The sequence below is a fragment of the Sporolactobacillus sp. BBK16-2 genome, assembly GCF_059878335.1.
The window spans coordinates 841,218-856,488 of sequence record NZ_CM187611.1 but is presented as its reverse complement, the minus strand read 5'-3'; the positions used below and the strand labels follow the sequence as shown (position 1 = coordinate 856,488).

At 43.6% G+C, this 15,271-nt stretch carries 11 protein-coding genes and 1 tRNA gene; 3 read left to right on the top strand and 9 right to left on the bottom strand.

The window, feature by feature from the left end:
• Positions 1 to 8: 8 nt before the first annotated feature.
• A tRNA-Gln gene (locus AC6F33_RS04330) sits at positions 9 to 80 on the top strand.
• Positions 81 to 456: 376 nt separating this feature from the next.
• Here AC6F33_RS04330 and AC6F33_RS04325 read toward each other — a convergent pair.
• Together AC6F33_RS04325 and AC6F33_RS04320 are read right to left on the bottom strand one after the other, a co-directional pair.
• The gene (locus AC6F33_RS04325; RefSeq protein ID WP_480947675.1) at positions 457 to 1,125 is read right to left on the bottom strand and encodes a Type 1 glutamine amidotransferase-like domain-containing protein; all 669 of its coding nucleotides are present in this window, start codon (positions 1,123 to 1,125) and stop codon (positions 457 to 459) included.
• 85 nt (positions 1,126 to 1,210) lie between these two features.
• Positions 1,211 to 1,855 carry a TetR/AcrR family transcriptional regulator gene (locus AC6F33_RS04320; protein WP_500777806.1) on the bottom strand — a complete coding sequence of 215 codons (645 nt, stop codon included), beginning with the start codon at positions 1,853 to 1,855 and terminating at the stop codon, positions 1,211 to 1,213.
• Between the two features lie 140 nt (positions 1,856 to 1,995).
• Between AC6F33_RS04320 and AC6F33_RS04315 the strand changes: the two genes are divergently transcribed.
• On the top strand, positions 1,996 to 3,978 hold the full coding sequence (locus AC6F33_RS04315; protein ID WP_500777805.1) for an ABC transporter ATP-binding protein/permease: 1,983 nt from the start codon (positions 1,996 to 1,998) through the stop codon (positions 3,976 to 3,978).
• Between the two features lie 181 nt (positions 3,979 to 4,159).
• Here the strand turns inward: AC6F33_RS04315 and aroD are convergent, their stop codons facing one another.
• From aroD to AC6F33_RS04290, 5 genes are all read right to left on the bottom strand, one after another.
• Complete coding sequence (gene aroD, locus AC6F33_RS04310; protein WP_480947678.1) at positions 4,160 to 4,927, bottom strand: type I 3-dehydroquinate dehydratase; 768 nt, start codon at positions 4,925 to 4,927, stop codon at positions 4,160 to 4,162.
• Between the two features lie 37 nt (positions 4,928 to 4,964).
• Complete coding sequence (locus AC6F33_RS04305; RefSeq protein ID WP_480947679.1) at positions 4,965 to 6,185, bottom strand: MFS transporter; 1,221 nt, start codon at positions 6,183 to 6,185, stop codon at positions 4,965 to 4,967.
• Between the two features lie 43 nt (positions 6,186 to 6,228).
• Positions 6,229 to 7,440, bottom strand: coding sequence for an MFS transporter (locus tag AC6F33_RS04300; protein ID WP_480947680.1), 1,212 nt, complete (start codon positions 7,438 to 7,440; stop codon positions 6,229 to 6,231).
• Positions 7,441 to 7,615: 175 nt separating this feature from the next.
• A complete protein-coding gene (locus AC6F33_RS04295) occupies positions 7,616 to 8,521 on the bottom strand; it encodes a shikimate dehydrogenase (protein ID WP_480947681.1) in 906 nt (301 codons plus the stop codon).
• Between the two features lie 72 nt (positions 8,522 to 8,593).
• Complete coding sequence (locus tag AC6F33_RS04290; protein WP_480947682.1) at positions 8,594 to 10,615, bottom strand: oxidoreductase; 2,022 nt, start codon at positions 10,613 to 10,615, stop codon at positions 8,594 to 8,596.
• 180 nt (positions 10,616 to 10,795) lie between these two features.
• On the opposite strand from AC6F33_RS04290, the gene AC6F33_RS04285 reads away from it, so the two are divergent.
• The gene (locus AC6F33_RS04285) at positions 10,796 to 11,692 is read left to right on the top strand and encodes a LysR family transcriptional regulator (protein ID WP_480947683.1); all 897 of its coding nucleotides are present in this window, start codon (positions 10,796 to 10,798) and stop codon (positions 11,690 to 11,692) included.
• Between the two features lie 321 nt (positions 11,693 to 12,013).
• Here AC6F33_RS04285 and AC6F33_RS04280 read toward each other — a convergent pair whose 3' ends face one another.
• Positions 12,014 to 13,165, bottom strand: coding sequence for a mannitol-1-phosphate 5-dehydrogenase (locus tag AC6F33_RS04280; protein WP_500777804.1), 1,152 nt, complete (start codon positions 13,163 to 13,165; stop codon positions 12,014 to 12,016).
• Positions 13,166 to 13,182: 17 nt separating this feature from the next.
• Complete coding sequence (locus AC6F33_RS04275) at positions 13,183 to 15,270, bottom strand: BglG family transcription antiterminator (protein ID WP_500777803.1); 2,088 nt, start codon at positions 15,268 to 15,270, stop codon at positions 13,183 to 13,185.
• Between the last annotated feature and the right edge of the window lies 1 nt (position 15,271).

Below are 15,271 nucleotides of genomic sequence, written 5' to 3'. Positions count from 1 at the left end.
TGATTCATTACCCCATGGCCAAACGGTAAGGCAGCGGTTTCTGGGGCCGCGATGTTCTGGTTCGAATCCAGATGGGGTAATCATAGTAAGTAAAGCCGTGGATTCTAGATGTATCAAGGATTCACGGCTTTTTTCTGCGTCTGTGTCACTTTTCTCTCACCGGGCAGTCAACCTCTATTTTTGGAGGACAGTTGCGAGGCGATCGGTCATTGATTTTTCTTCCCAGTCTCTTCTTTTTGTGGTCATTTTTTGTCTGAATGACGCATCTCCACTTTCGAAGAACCAAGGGTCACTTGGCTTGATACAACTGCTAAACTAAAGTAACAGTTTACGTTAGATAAAAACGGACACTTTTTTTAGGGGTTTGCATGAAATGGGTGCCGCCCCGAACCAGAAGCGACACCCATTTCAAAACTTTTATAATTTACTTTTAATATGTTTAGCGGCAGAGTAATATCAGGGCGAAAATCGTTTCCAATGTCCCTCGGAGATCACTTCTACCGCTCCATCGATCACTTTGATTGCAGTTTGATCGTCAATCGCATATGCCGGCCCTTGCATCCCTTCGGCCCATCTCGTTGCGGCAGCCATAGTGTTTCCCGGCAGCATCTCGTTATCCAGATGCGGAAACATTGCAAAATTGACCAGTCTCAGCGCTTCATCACCACCGTTGGGCGGAGTCCAGCCAACGAAGTCTTCCCCGATGTTGGGTGCCATCACCATGCTCCCAGCACTCATTCCCACATAGACTGCGTGCAGGGATGGCAAGAGATCTGCGAACCCGGACTGCCGCATCCAGTGTCCCAGGTAGAGAGCGTCGCCACCAGCCACCAGCAGGACATCCGTCTCTTGAACCAGTGGCACCCAGCGGTCTTCATCGATGCTTGGCAGCGCTGTGAGTTCCAGAACACCGACAGACTTCCAACCCAGGTCGACCATGGGATTCTCGGAATTCCCACTGATGAACTGCCAGGTTTTGACACCGGGGCCGACCCAAGGGTGTCCGTACATCGCAGTGGGGATGCACAGGGCATTGGAGTCGGCGATCGGCTTGCCCAGTAAGTCAACCAGCGCGTCATGTATGCTTTTGTTAGTGATGCCTGCAGATGTGAGCAATAATTTCATAAATTCTCTCCCTCGTATCGTAATTTAGTTTCATCCCATTAGAAAAGTGAAGAACTATAGATTATTAATTTTGGTTATCTGCTACCTAATTACTTAGATTTTTTTCAGAATTCTTTTTAACTTCAATGCAACTATCGTTAATGCCCAGCAGCCCTCGGTAAAACATCTTGTCCAATTCATGATCAATTTTTTGCAACGATTGCGGAGTCATGTTAAATTTTTCCATATACTGCCGATTACGAAAATACTGAAAGAACATGTCGATGTAGATAAAAACTGCGGTATCGCTCAAATCATCGTCAATATATCCTTCCGCTCGCCCGCGTGCAACAAATTTTCTCCAAAAAACACTCCTACTGTCAAATAACAGATTAATTTCACTATTATCTTGATACATTTTGAAGAAAAGATCAATCATCTTCTTATTCACATGACTGAGTGCCTGTTTCGAAAACTGTTGCATGCCCTGCAGACACTCAGGGAATGTTAACGTCGAATCATTTAAAAACCCCAAGATTGAATCATAAAACTCAGTAAATATTCGCGTAACGACTGCCCTTGATAACTCGTCCTTGCTTGAAAAATATTTATAAAGTGTCGCCGATGAAATGCCAATGACACGCGCTAATTCACGCATTTTGATTGTGTCCGGATCCACTTTTAAATACAGTTCAGCAGCGGTCCTTAGAATGTGTTCGCGCATCATGTTCTTCCGTTCGCTTCGTTTCATTTACTGTTCACTTCCATGCTCATCTTTTGTCTAATAATTGTAAAAGTAATCTTGTATTTTGTCAAAAAAACTAAAACAACATTGACATTTTGTTTTAGTTTTCGTATATTTAAGCTTGATATTAGTAAAGGAGGAAACACATGGCCTATCTCGAATTACATGACATTCACAAATCATACTTTTTAGGAAAAGAAGAATTTCCCGTTCTTAAGGGTATTGATCTGCAACTAGAACGCGGTGAATTTGTTTCAATTTTAGGGGAATCTGGGGGCGGCAAATCGACCCTGATGAATATCATTGGTGGATTGGATCGTAAGTTCACTGGTCAAGTAACCGTTGACGGACGTCAGCTGGATCATACCAAGGAAAAGCAGTTGGATGACTACCGCCGCAGCACCATTGGTTACATTTACCAATCATATAACTTAATCAGTCATCTCAACATCGTTGAAAATGTATTGGTATCTTTGGATATGACTACGCTCACCGGCAGCCAGCGAAAGGAACGTGCCATCGCCTTACTGAAAAAGGTCGGTCTGGGCGAGCATTTAAAGAAACGCCCAAGTCAACTCTCCGGCGGTCAAAAGCAGCGTGTAGCGATCGCACGGGCTTTGGCCAGCGATCCTGAAATCATCATTGCTGATGAACCAACAGGCGCTTTGGACTCCGGAAACACCGCAGAAGTGCTCAAACTTCTGGAACAAATTGCGGAAGAAGGCAAACTGGTCATCGCCGTCACCCATTCTCAAGAGGTCGCCAACTATGGAACTCGGATTGTCCATCTGACAGACGGGAAGATCGATGGCGACACACGACTAAGCCCAGCCTATCCGTTACCAACAGACGCTCAAAACGAGTTTCGACCAAAAGCGCTTTCTTCCGGAGCAAGTTATCGAAATGCATTCAAACACCTCACTTTTAATTTTTGGCGCAATTCGCTTATCATGCTGGGAACGGCCATCGGGCTATTCGCCGTACTGCTCTTCAGTGGTCTGGGCAACGGAGTTAACGCCTTCATGCAGGATCAAATCAATTCAATGGTTAACCCCAATTCAATTACTGTGTTTAAGAACCCAACCGGCAAAAAGGTTACTACTGCCGAACTGCAACAGTCCATGCAGCAGTTTGCCAATGACCCATCGAAGCTGCTGCTTACCAACGATCAGGTTGACCGCCTGCGCGACTTAAAACACGTCAACAAGGTGGAACCTGGCTATCAGCTAAGCACCTACACCTTGTCCTACAACAAGAAAAATTCAAACGGCAGTGGCATCCAAACTTGGACAAAGGGATTTGCTGACAACACAATTAAAACGGGACATGCACCCGGAGATAATGAAATTGTGATCAATAAGAACCAGGCGATCGCACTCACCAGTGCCAAAACCTATAAAAAGCTTCAAGGAAAAACAATCAAGCTTACGATGCAGTGGATCAATAAAAAGAACCAGCCTGTTCAGATTATCGGTAACCTTAAGGTTGTTGGATTTTCAAACAATGCCCAGACTCTACCGGCAGCGACCAACTATGACACGATGCGTCAATTGATCGAGAAGCATAATGGTGTTACGGATGCGAATTTTGTCTCCGTTAATGCCACCGATTCAACGTATGTTAAACAGGTCGCAAAAAAGATACAAGAAATAAAGAATAACGGTAAATATGCCTATGGGGCCATTACAGTCGGTGACATTTTAGATACGATTAATCAGTATGTTCAGATTGCATCGATTATCCTCGCATCGATTGCCGGCATTTCGCTCGTCGTTTCCGCGCTCATGATCATCGTAACGATGTATATGTCCGTATCTGAGCGAACAAAAGAAATCGGCATTCTGCGCGCGCTGGGTCAGCGCAAGAAAGACATTCGCCGCCTGTTTACTGCCGAGTCAATCCTGATCGGCTTGTTCTCAGCGGCTCTCGCACTAATCTTTGCTTACGGCTTTAGTGCACTGCTTAATCACCTGCTCTACAGTATCGTTAAATTCAACATGGTTCAGATTACAGCAGCCAACATCATCACAATCGTAATCATCGCTCTTGTGATCTCATTTATCGCTGCACTGTTGCCGGCAAGACGTGCTTCACGATTGAACCCAATTGACGCTCTGTCAGCTGATTGATGGTTCATAAATAATACTCGATTCATTTAATAGGTATGATTTTGAATTGAGTATGCCGCTAACTCCTTCGAAATCTTCCTTGATGAAGGAATCATAGAAAAGAGAGATCGCTACGCGATCTCTCTTTTAATTTGTCTCAAAGTCAAAGACGGACTTTTGAAACACCTCATTCTTATAGTGATTATATTCCTGCTTGTTCATGGAAGAAGTACAGCAATTTCGCCAATTGATCAGCCCTAATTTGACCGGGAGCAGAAGCTTTTGCTGCCGAGCCAAACGTTAAAGCCGAACCGAAGAGTTCTCCGGTTAACCGACTAATGACACCTTTTCCGGACATTGACATCGTGATGAACGGGCGATCGGCAAATTTAGTTTTCATTTGTTCCGTTGCTTTGAGCAGTGTCAAAACATCGAATGCTGATTGCGGCATGACCGCTATTTTTGAAATATCAGTCCCACGATTCTGCATCTCGCACAACCGTTCAATGATCGTCTTCGTGCTTGGTGTCTGATGGAACTCATGACTTGACATGATCACCTTGACACCATTGTGATGTGCCTCTGTAACAATACGACGCACCACACCCTCTCCAATAAAAAGTTCGACATCCACTAGATCAATCCATCCACTCTGAATCAATTCAAGGTTCAGCGCAGCATAGTCATTTGAACTAATTTCTTTTTCTCCGCCTTCTTTCAGCGTCCGGCACGTAAAAAGAATCGGTTTATCCGGCAACAGATCTCTGAGTTCACAGGCAACTCGTTTAACCGCTGCAACGTCGGCTACCTCATCTAAAAAATCAACGCGCCACTCAATCACATCGGCAGGTAGTTCCTTCAGCAGCAAAATTTCCTTCTGAAGTTCCGCAAGATTTCTTCCGACAATCGGTATCGCTATTTTCGGAATACCAATTCCCAATTCCACATTTTTCACTTTAACTGTCTTCATTTTTTTCACCTTTCTTTATTTACGCCATAGAGCTTTTTTACGATGTTGTTTCAGTAGCCGGTGTTCGTGCAATTAATTTTCGATAGCGATAATTGACAAAGAGTCCAAGTAGAATTCCTAAAGTATTCACACATAATGAGAAAGCGAATACTCCGTGAATGTCTGAATAGCGAATAATGATTCCTGTCACAAAGGGAATTGTTGTCTGCGCGATACCAGTAGCCGTGTCAATTGTACCTGTAACTGTACCTTTGCGGCTCCAGAAGAATTCGCAAAATACAGCAATGCACAGTTGGAAGACTCCTGCCGTGAAAATGCCAATCAAGAAAGCAGCTGTTCCCGCCACAAATGCGGATCGTGAGAACATGAACAGAACAGTCGCTAGAAAAGAACAGATTGGAAAAACAGCAAGAATCGTCACAGGTCGGATAACTTTCATCAGCAACAATGCCAAACAAATTACTGAAACAATCGCGCCAATATTGAAATAGCTGACCAGTTTTAACGAGTCTCCCAAATCCATGCCAACCACTTTCTGCCCATAAGTCGGCAGCCATGTCCCCATAATATATAAAAGACCAGGTGCTGTAAATCCAATGAGAATAAATGCCGCACCCTCAAGCCAGAACTTTGGCTTTCCGGTAAAGCGTATATTCGGTGGTGCTTCTCCGGACACCGCTTTTGACTTTTTACTTGGAAACGGCGCTCTGCTTAACAATAAAAGAACGATGATATAAATTGCACCGGGAATAAAGAATGCCCACCCATAAAAAAGTTGATTATTGTTCAGAAAGATAATGATCCCCGGAAGCAGTGCCGATCCACAAGAAATGATCGCTTTCAGTATGACTGTTGATGAACCAGAATATTTTGGGAAAAATTCCATCAGTGATGGATAAGTCCCCGTATCGAGACATGCGATAGATAGTCCGCCGAACACAGCAACACATAGAGCTACATAGTAATTTGGCGCCAACGGGATGCCGAAAAGAAAAACAGTCATGAACAGACAGCCGATCACAATCATGCACTTACGCCCGATTTTGTCAACAAGAAGTCCATCGATAAATACAGTGCAAAGTCTGCCGAGACCAAATGTAGCAATAAGGAAGCTGATCCCTGCAGAATCCGTATGAAATTTAGCTTGAAGAAAACTCATATTCTGCGCCAGCATGATGTAAGCCATGCCGAAGGCAAAATAAATCGAATAACAGCAGAGTGCTGAAAATAAGTACCTGTTCTTTTGTTTCATCTGCATCCCGTCCCTCAAAGTCAACACTAGTTAATTGCACCAGGTCTTTTCATATTGTTTTTGATTCCATTTTTCTCATCATCGGAACTACCTTACGATACCGATACGCAATGATCAAAGCTAGCACAAAACCTGCAGCTGCGATCCAAGCATCAAATACCATAATGTTAGCAATACTGGTATTTGACAGAACACCCGTAATCAATGGAATAGTAAACGACGCAATGCTGCCCAGCGTATAAAATGTTCCGGTAATCGTTCCTTTACCACGTGGAAATACTTCAGCCATCAAAACAAGAGCGAGTTGCATGACACCGCCTGCAGCTGAATACCCAATCACAAATGAGAATAGTACACAAACGAGCGGTTTCGGAAAGAGACATAGAACCACTAGTGCAGCCATTGATACGAATGTGTAGCCAACCAAGAAAAAAATTGTGTGCAATTTGCGTACAAGAACTGCAGTCACAAAAACGCAGACAATGGAGCCAATCGCATAATAGCTCATTAACGCACGTGAAGATGCATCGCCCATACCTGCGACACTGCTGCCATACTTGGTCAGCCACTGGCTCACCAAATAGAAAGTTGCCTGAGAGACATAACCGTACAAACAAAAGCAGGTGCCTTCGAGCCAAAATTTCGGCTTGCTGATAAAGATTGATGTTTGATCTCCCGACTGTTCGGATTCTTCGTTGACGGTCATAGGCGGGAATGGCCGTTTAATCAAGTAAATGGCATTGGCGACAAGGATGACCGCTGCAACAATGAATGACCATCCGTACCAAAGATGAGAAGCTACAAGAAAACTGATGATCAATGGAAGCAAAAACTGTCCTCCAGAAATGAATGCTTTCAAAACAATGTTTGCCGTTGAAGCTGTTTTTGGAAACGATTCCATGAGTGCCGGGTAAGTGCCACAATCAAGGAATGAATTAGCGATTCCGGCTAGAATGCCGAATACATAGGCAATACCAATATTCGGACTGATCAAGATACCGATAAAGAAGGCAATGTACGTCGCCAAACCCATATACACAAACGGTCTCCGTCCGAATTTGTCAGAAAGAACACCTGAAACAAACAGAACGATCAAGCGTCCGATCCCTAGAGCTGAAATAACAATTGCGACACCGCCGACATTTGTGTTCCAATGTGCGGCGAGAGCATCCATATTTTGTGCAAGGATAATGACACCCATCCCGTGAATAAAGTAATTGATATACAATCCGAGCGCAGTGGGCATATATTTGTTCTTCATAGCTGACCTTCCTTCCTCATTGTCAAAGTTAAAAATTATTCAGCATTTCCTAACTGAGACATTATTAAAATCTTGTACCGAACAGAATGACCAAATACAGAATTTTATTTCTAAAATAGATTAAATGTGATTTTTTTCACATAAAAATCACAAATGAATACTTATCGATATCCGTTTACTTATTTTGAGGTGCCGCGCTTTTTGTTTCGTCTTCTGCTAAGAATGGCAGTGAGCGTATATAATCCACAGGCATCTGTTTTCCCGTCCAGATTTCAAATGCACGTGCGCCCTGCCACAGCATCATGCCAAGTCCGTTAAAGAATCGGCAGCCTTGAGCCTCGGCCATGCTGAGCATTTTTGTTTTTTTCGGGCTATAAACTACATCCGTAACAATCAGATCCTTACGGAATACACTCGGATCATTAATAATGCTCTGATCTTCAAGCGGCTTCATACCGACACCTGTGGCATTACCGAACAGGACGCTGTCAGCGATTTCCGCTTTCAGTTTCTCCTCATCGGCTAAGTCAAAAAGTGTTGCCTTGCATGATGTTCTTGAGTTAATTTTCTCAACTGTGTGCATTGCGTTTTCAAAGAACGCATCTTTGCGGTTGAAAATTGAAATCTCTTTTACTCCATCCAGTGCCGCCTGCACGCAAATGGCCGTGGCTGCACCGCCTGCACCAACAATCGTAATTTTCTTACCGATAATATCAATGTCATTTTCTTTCAAATTACGCATATAGCCTGTTCCATCTGTAATGTCCCCTGTTAAAACACCATGATCATTGACTACGGTATTTACCGCGCCAACTAATTCGGCAGCCGGAGTAAGTTTATCCAAATAGTTCCCGATCAACCTTTTATTCGGCATTGATACGTTCCAACCGCGCAGTTTCAAAGCACGAAACCCTTTGATCACATCAGGTAATTCCTGATTATTTACTTCAAACGCAAGATAAACATAGTCCAACCCCAGCTTCGCAAAAGCTTCATTGTGCATAGTCGGGGACAGACTGTGCCGAATCGGTGTTGCAATCAAACCAATGAGTTCTGTGTGTCCTGTAATTCGTTCTGTCATGATAATCGTTCCCTTCATCACTTAAAATTTTTATATACAACTGCGCGAAAGCTAGAATACTTACTCCGGCTTTCATAATGCAGCAGAAAAACCCGCTTTCATGCTATCGACTTTTTTAATTGTTTTGATGATATCTCTAGCCTCTTTGGTGCCATTGATTAATCGCCGCGCCACCTTGCTATCGCCAATGTTAACCAGTTCAATTTTGTTTTCTCGGCAATAATCATTCAGCTCATTCGTCAGCGAATTAAAGGAACGCATGCCTAAACAAATGAATCCGAAATCGAAAGGAATCTGTTTCTCAGCACCTGCAACCTTTACATTAAAGTGATCACGTTCCACTTTTATTAACGGTGTTTCAGTTAACTGATTGACTTGATACTTGTCCAGCATCGCCATCATTGACACACGTGTGACCAGATCCAGATCTTTTCCTAAGACAGGAAGCATTTCAATGATTGTAACCGAACCGGCACCGCGTTTTGCAAAGTATTCAGCCACATCAAGTCCAACTGCGCCACCGCCAACAATCGCAATTTGCTTACCTTTAAAACTACTGAACCGCTTCAAATCGGACAATAAATCAAAAACGGAAAAGACCTTACGCTCCGAACTGACAAGTTGCTCCTTAAGCCCCTGAATTGGCGGTAAAAATGGTTTCGCACCTGTTGCCGTAACGATGATATCCGGGGCTTCAGCGGCGATCCGATCAAAATGAACCGTCGTGTTCAACGAAACTTTCAGATTCGTGAGCGACTTCGCCCTTTTTTCCAAATAGTTGGGAAAATCCTCAATTCTTTTTTTATCCGGAAGCCTTGAAATTTCTCGTGCGAGTCCGCCTAGATAGCTTTTCGTCTCAAACAGATGCACATCACAACCGACTTCAGCTGCCGTACAAGCCGCCTCCAATCCGGCCGTTCCTCCACCAACGACCATGACGCGCAGGGGATGACTCACATGATAGCGCTTATATGAATCCCCATGAATCAAATCCGGATTAATTGTACAGCGAATCGGCTTGCATTGTGCGATTCGATTATCCGCGCAGCCTATATTACACGAGATGCATTTTCTCATTAATTCTTCTTGCCCATGTTGCACTTTATTGACCCAATAAGGTTCGGCAAGAAGCCCTCTCCCGATCGCGATCAAATCTGCTTTTCCGCTTTCAAGAATTTTTTCTGCCACTTTAGGCGTACGAATGTTCCCCGATGTGATTGTTGGTTTATTGAATTTCTTTTTCACAGCCTCAGCCATGTATGCCCGCCAGCCATCCTCAAGAGACATTTCGTCGATCTGATACTGAATGGAGTCGTTCAACGCCGCCGATACATTCAGCACATCAACATCATCAGTCAAATAGTCCAACAACTGCAAAGTATCCTCTAATTTATTACCACCCGCTACAAATTCTTCCGCACTAAAACGCAAAGCGATTGGGAAGTTGACCCCCACCTGGCGACGCACTTCATTGATCACTAGTCTCGTGAATCGCGCTCTATTTTCCGGTGACCCGCCGAATTCATCCGTCCGCTTGTTATAAATAGGTGAAAGGAACTGGCTGAGAAGATAAGAGTGTCCGGCATGAATTTCGATACAATCAAATCCTGCACGTTGTGCGCGTCGTGCCGTTTCTCCATATTTCTTAACGATGAGCATTATTTCACCCTTTGTTAATGGGCGCGGAATCACCCCACCGGATTTTGACGGAATATTGGAGGCTGATACCGGCTGTTTTCCCTGAAGCCGACCAGGGTAAGCTGAAGCACCCGCATGATTCATTTGCACGGAAACACACGTTCCATAAGCGTGCATCGTTTCCGTAAACTTAAATAAACCGGGAATAAACTGATCATTATCCATTCTGAGCTGTGTTGTGCCATTTGTGCCCATCGGATAATCCAAACAAACATTTTCTAAAATAATTAATCCTGTACCACCTTTGGCTCGTTCTGTGTAATAAGAAAGATGATCCTCTGTCATACTGCCATCGAGATTGGCAAAATTTGTTCCCATTGGCGGCATGATAATTCGATTCTTAATCGTCATTCTTTTAATTGTTAATGGTTTGAAAAGTAAAGGATAGTCTTCCATAGTGACATGACCCCCATATCATATTGTTAAAAATGATTGATAATTATTTCACATGTATTAAATCAAAAGAGAATGATATTTATTTCACAATCTTATTGTAGAACGCGCTTACATCAAATACAATAAAGGTATACGGTTTTATCTATAGATGCCATCTATGCATTTTTCGGAGGTGTGTTTATGAATCTGAAACAATTGTATTATTTCGCCAATCTTGCCGAAACCGAGCACTACACCAAATCCGCTGAACTTCTCGACATTTCTCAACCAACGCTCAGTCACATGATCAAAACACTTGAATCCGAGCTTAACGTTCTCCTTTTTGAAAAAGAAGGTCGCAACATTCGTTTAACAAAATATGGTCGTTTATTTCTTCCTTATGTACAGAATTCACTCAATGAACTGGAGAAGGGAAGACGAACACTTGAAAATATGATTGATCCGAAATCTGGGACAATTGAGCTGGCTTTTATTTACACCATGGGGGCATCTTTTGTTCCAAAAATGGTTCGCCTGTTTTCTTCCCAAGAGGCTTATCAAAATGTAACCTTTAACTTTCATCAGGGGACAACTCATGACGTGATCCCCAAGATTTACGACGAAACCTATGATCTGGCTATCTGCTCCTACGTGCCTGATCTTCCCGAACTATCATTTTTTCCTGTCTATCAAGAGGGGCTTGTCTTAATCACAGCAAAGAATCATCCTTTAGCAAAGCAGGATTCTGTTAGTCTGAAGCAGACAACGCCATATCCGTATATCTTTTTCAGTAAAGAGAGCGGTCTATACCCACTCATCGAACAAACGATGCAATCACTACAGATCCATCCGAAAATTGCCTGTGTCGTAGAAGAGGACTTGGCGATGGCCGGTCTTGTTTCCAATAATTACGGCATTGCAATCATTCCGAAGATTAAAGCCCTGTCCTCCTTTAACCTAAAAATTATTAACATTGCGGATAACATACCTGCCCGAATCATCTATCTAGCCTTTCTCAAAGATCGTTATATACATCCTGCAGCAAAGGCTTTTATCAGCTTTCTAATGAAGCATAAAATCACAAGATTGACAAATTAAGGTTTTGTATAATCAGAAAGGTGTCACGACCTATTCTTCACTTCTACTGTTAGAAAACTTAGCTTCGCCAAGCCTCTGGTGAAGACGAAGCTGCCGTCGCGACGGTCACGGATGACCTAGGTCCGGTTCGCCACAGGACGTACTTCCACAGGACGTGTTGGCTTCGACGTTCCTCATAGGAAGTGAACACCGGTAGTCGAAGCTCCTTTATTGCCGAGCCACTTACATTAAATTTCTCTAAATCTTTATACTTTTGTGAAAAAAAGCAGCACAGACCATAGCCCTGGCCTGTGCTGCTAATCTTAATATATGTGTAGAAAATTATTTTTTAAGCAGATTGAAGTTCTCATAGTAGCTTACGGCTTCCTTAGCAATCGGATCGTTGGCTCCAAGTCCGCTGACTTCTTGCAGAACAGCGACCACGCCTTTTTCCTTTAACTGTTGTTGCAGCTGTGCTGCTTCAGCATCTTCGGTAACATCAAATCGAAGAGCCGCCGCAATCACTTTGGCGAGATGTGTAAAGGACAATCCAAGCTTTTCAGCTTCACGAGCAGGTTTTACAAGCCGATCCTCCGGTCCAAGTTTGCGAAGTGGCGAACGTCCGACACGAGTAACATCATCATTTAGCTTCGGATTTTGGAAACGATGCAGGATTTTTTCAATATACTGTTCATGTACTTCTGGTTTAAATCCGTATTGCTTGATGAGATAAGCACCGGTTTCTTCAATCGTTGCTTTCACGTCTTGATAGATGTCGGAATCACGCAGCGCTTCATGAATCTTCTTTTTCCCGGCCTGATAGCCGAGATATGCGGTCGTCGCATGCCCCGTATTTACGGTAAACAGTTTGCGTTCAATGTAAGGCGCGAGATCCGGAACAATTTGCATTCCTTTTACTTCCGGGAGCTTTTCATTCGTTGCGACAATCCATTCATGATAATCCTCGACAAGCACGTCAAGCAATTCTTCATTATGCTGGATAGGCACAATTCGGTCAACTGCTGAATTCAAGAAATAAACGGTTCCGTCAAGCTTCTTCAACGTATCTTCATCAAGTGCTTTCAGAACTTCTTTTTTCAACAGATCGGTCGCGTTGATCTGGTTTTCACAAGCGATCACATAAATCTTTTCATCTGTATGTTTTACGCGTTCAGCCAGCCCTTTTGCGATGAGTGGAGCAATGAACGGAAGCACTTTTGGACCGATCGCCGTTGTCAAATAAACCGCTTTGCCGATAGCTTCAATAACTTGGTCCGGATTCGTCTTGCTGTTGATTCCGGAAACATTATGAATGGTGATCGTTTCTTGATTCTCTGCCGCTGTTCTCACCGTATAGGTCTGTTTTTCATTTAAGGCATTAATTATTTCTTCCGCGATATCAACAAAACTTACATGGTAGCCGGACTCCGCGAATAGCGCGCCAATGAACCCTCTTCCAATATTGCCTGCACCAAAATGTACAACTTCCTGCATGATCCTCAGTCCTTTTATTAGAATTTATGAATGAAAAATTGATAAAAAATCGTTTCTAATTTTGCACGAATCATTTCTTCATTTGCTGATGCGAAAATTAGTGTACTCTCGCGATCCTCAACAAGTGAGGAGCTGATCATACTGATCGCTTCCTGAGCGACCGGATTTAAGGGGTCAGGCGCGAGTATCAGCAAAAAATTACTGACCGAACACGTTTTACCATCCATAGCTGCCAGTTCAAAATGCTCAGTTGAATGTGCTATTTTAAAACATAAGTGCCGTACCGACTTGTCTCGACAGTGAAACAACGCCATATTCGTTCCCGGGACGGCAAGTCCCGCCATACGTTCGCGTTCGATTAGTCGCCAATAGACGGATTCACGGTCATCGATGATCGATTGATCGAAGCAAGTATCAATTAATTGGATCAAAACATCGTTCATCTTTTCCGCCTTGCTCACTTGAATCACCGAGAAGGCTTTTAGAATAGCTCGAATTGCCATCTGTGCTTGATCTACTTCATCCATTAATTGCTGAAGTGAACGTTGACCGGCAACCTCAGGACTCGAAACGATTCGCTCAGGAAGCAACTCCGCATCGGTCCCGCTTTTTGCCAAATCATGCGTAACTTGTTCGATCGCTGAAATATCTTCTTGACTGAGCAGCGGATTCACAAACAGGCACGGTATTTTTTGTTTCGGCAAGTGGACGGTAGATAAAATCAGATCAAATGCATCTAAATCCATATGCCCCATTTCATGGATCGATGCTACAGTCACCGAATAAAGATCCGGCATTTCCTTTCTTAACCTTGCCGCCAGCATTTTCGATGCACCGATACCGGTCGGACAGACGATCAACGCACGAATTTTTCGCATTTGCTTCCGCTGTTCCAGAGCAGAGCCGAAGTGCAGCACAATATAAGCAACTTCGTCATCAGGAAACCGGATTTGTTGAAACACCTGTTTCAAAGCCTGTTCAGTAATCTTGAACAGAACAGGAAACTGATCCTTAATTTGCTGCGTCAACGGATTAAACGAGGCAAGATCTTTTCTAATCCGGAACAGTGACGGCTCCAGATGTGCCATCAAGCCTTGAAATAAAGAGAAATCACTGTTCAAATCGACCTGCAACTGCTGTGAGATGTGCTGGATCAATTTTTTAATTGCTTTGCCCGTGATGACCTGATCAAAGTATATGGATTCGGCACTTTGCAACCGTGATCCTTTGAGCAGTGTTGCCATGAACGCCTTTTCCGAGTCCGTAAGTATGATGCCTAATTGATCGGACAAGAGTCCCGAAATCTTCTTAATAAAAGGTAGCGCTTCCTTTTCATGACTGTTTTGCTTCTCATCACCACCCGTTCCCTCTTCAAGCGGATGCCCGCTTTCAAAACGCTGCAGTGCAATGCACACCTGAATGAGAAAGCTGACATAGTCACTGTCCGCCAATTCCGTATAAAGCTTCCCAAGATCATGCTTCATCGCTTGATCGACCGTCGACAGGTAATCGGACTTGAAATAATGCAGGACATGCACTCCTGGCTTTAGCTGCTGATGGTTAATTTGAAAAATCGCTTCGATTAATTCTTCATTAAAGTAGAACAAGTAAAAATGAGCGAGCGCTGTGCGTTTGGCGCGTTCCGTGCCGATCATTTGCAAGCCGACGCCGCGTTTGCGAACGACATGCATCTCAAAGTCCTCAGTCCATGCGGACAGTTCATCCAGATACCCGCTTAACGTTGTTGACGAGATATCCAGTTCCTTTGCCAGCGGTCCAGTTTTCATGGGTTCATCGGCCTCAAATAATTTCAGGAAGAGCAAAAGTTTGCGCTCCTTGGCTGACAAATCTACCGGTTTTATTTTTGAAAGCTCTTGAACCAGTTTGAATACGGATTTATCCGGTCCTTGAATTTGCAGGGTCTTATCTGCGTTTTGAATCAATTGCAGACCAAATGGTTTAAGCAGTTTCTCAACATTTTTTAGGTCGCGGTGAACCGTTCGCATGCTGACCTGGAGATAGGACGCCATCGACAACGTTGAGTGCCTGCCGCTCGTCTTAATCAGCAACTCAAGTATGGTTTTTTCCCGTGTGGTCATGTACATT

Bases quoted from the DNA above. Each gene is read 5' to 3' on its own strand.
- AC6F33_RS04325 (WP_480947675.1), bottom strand. From the start codon at position 1,125: ATGAAATTATTGCTCACATCTGCAGGCATCACTAACAAAAGCATACAT.
- AC6F33_RS04320 (WP_500777806.1), bottom strand. From the start codon at position 1,855: ATGAAACGAAGCGAACGGAAGAACATGATGCGCGAACACATTCTAAGG.
- AC6F33_RS04315 (WP_500777805.1), top strand. From the start codon at position 1,996: ATGGCCTATCTCGAATTACATGACATTCACAAATCATACTTTTTAGGA.
- aroD (WP_480947678.1), bottom strand. From the start codon at position 4,927: ATGAAGACAGTTAAAGTGAAAAATGTGGAATTGGGAATTGGTATTCCG.
- AC6F33_RS04305 (WP_480947679.1), bottom strand. From the start codon at position 6,185: ATGCAGATGAAACAAAAGAACAGGTACTTATTTTCAGCACTCTGCTGT.
- AC6F33_RS04300 (WP_480947680.1), bottom strand. From the start codon at position 7,440: ATGAAGAACAAATATATGCCCACTGCGCTCGGATTGTATATCAATTAC.
- AC6F33_RS04295 (WP_480947681.1), bottom strand. From the start codon at position 8,521: ATGACAGAACGAATTACAGGACACACAGAACTCATTGGTTTGATTGCA.
- AC6F33_RS04290 (WP_480947682.1), bottom strand. From the start codon at position 10,615: ATGGAAGACTATCCTTTACTTTTCAAACCATTAACAATTAAAAGAATG.
- AC6F33_RS04285 (WP_480947683.1), top strand. From the start codon at position 10,796: ATGAATCTGAAACAATTGTATTATTTCGCCAATCTTGCCGAAACCGAG.
- AC6F33_RS04280 (WP_500777804.1), bottom strand. From the start codon at position 13,165: ATGCAGGAAGTTGTACATTTTGGTGCAGGCAATATTGGAAGAGGGTTC.
- AC6F33_RS04275 (WP_500777803.1), bottom strand. From the start codon at position 15,270: ATGTACATGACCACACGGGAAAAAACCATACTTGAGTTGCTGATTAAG.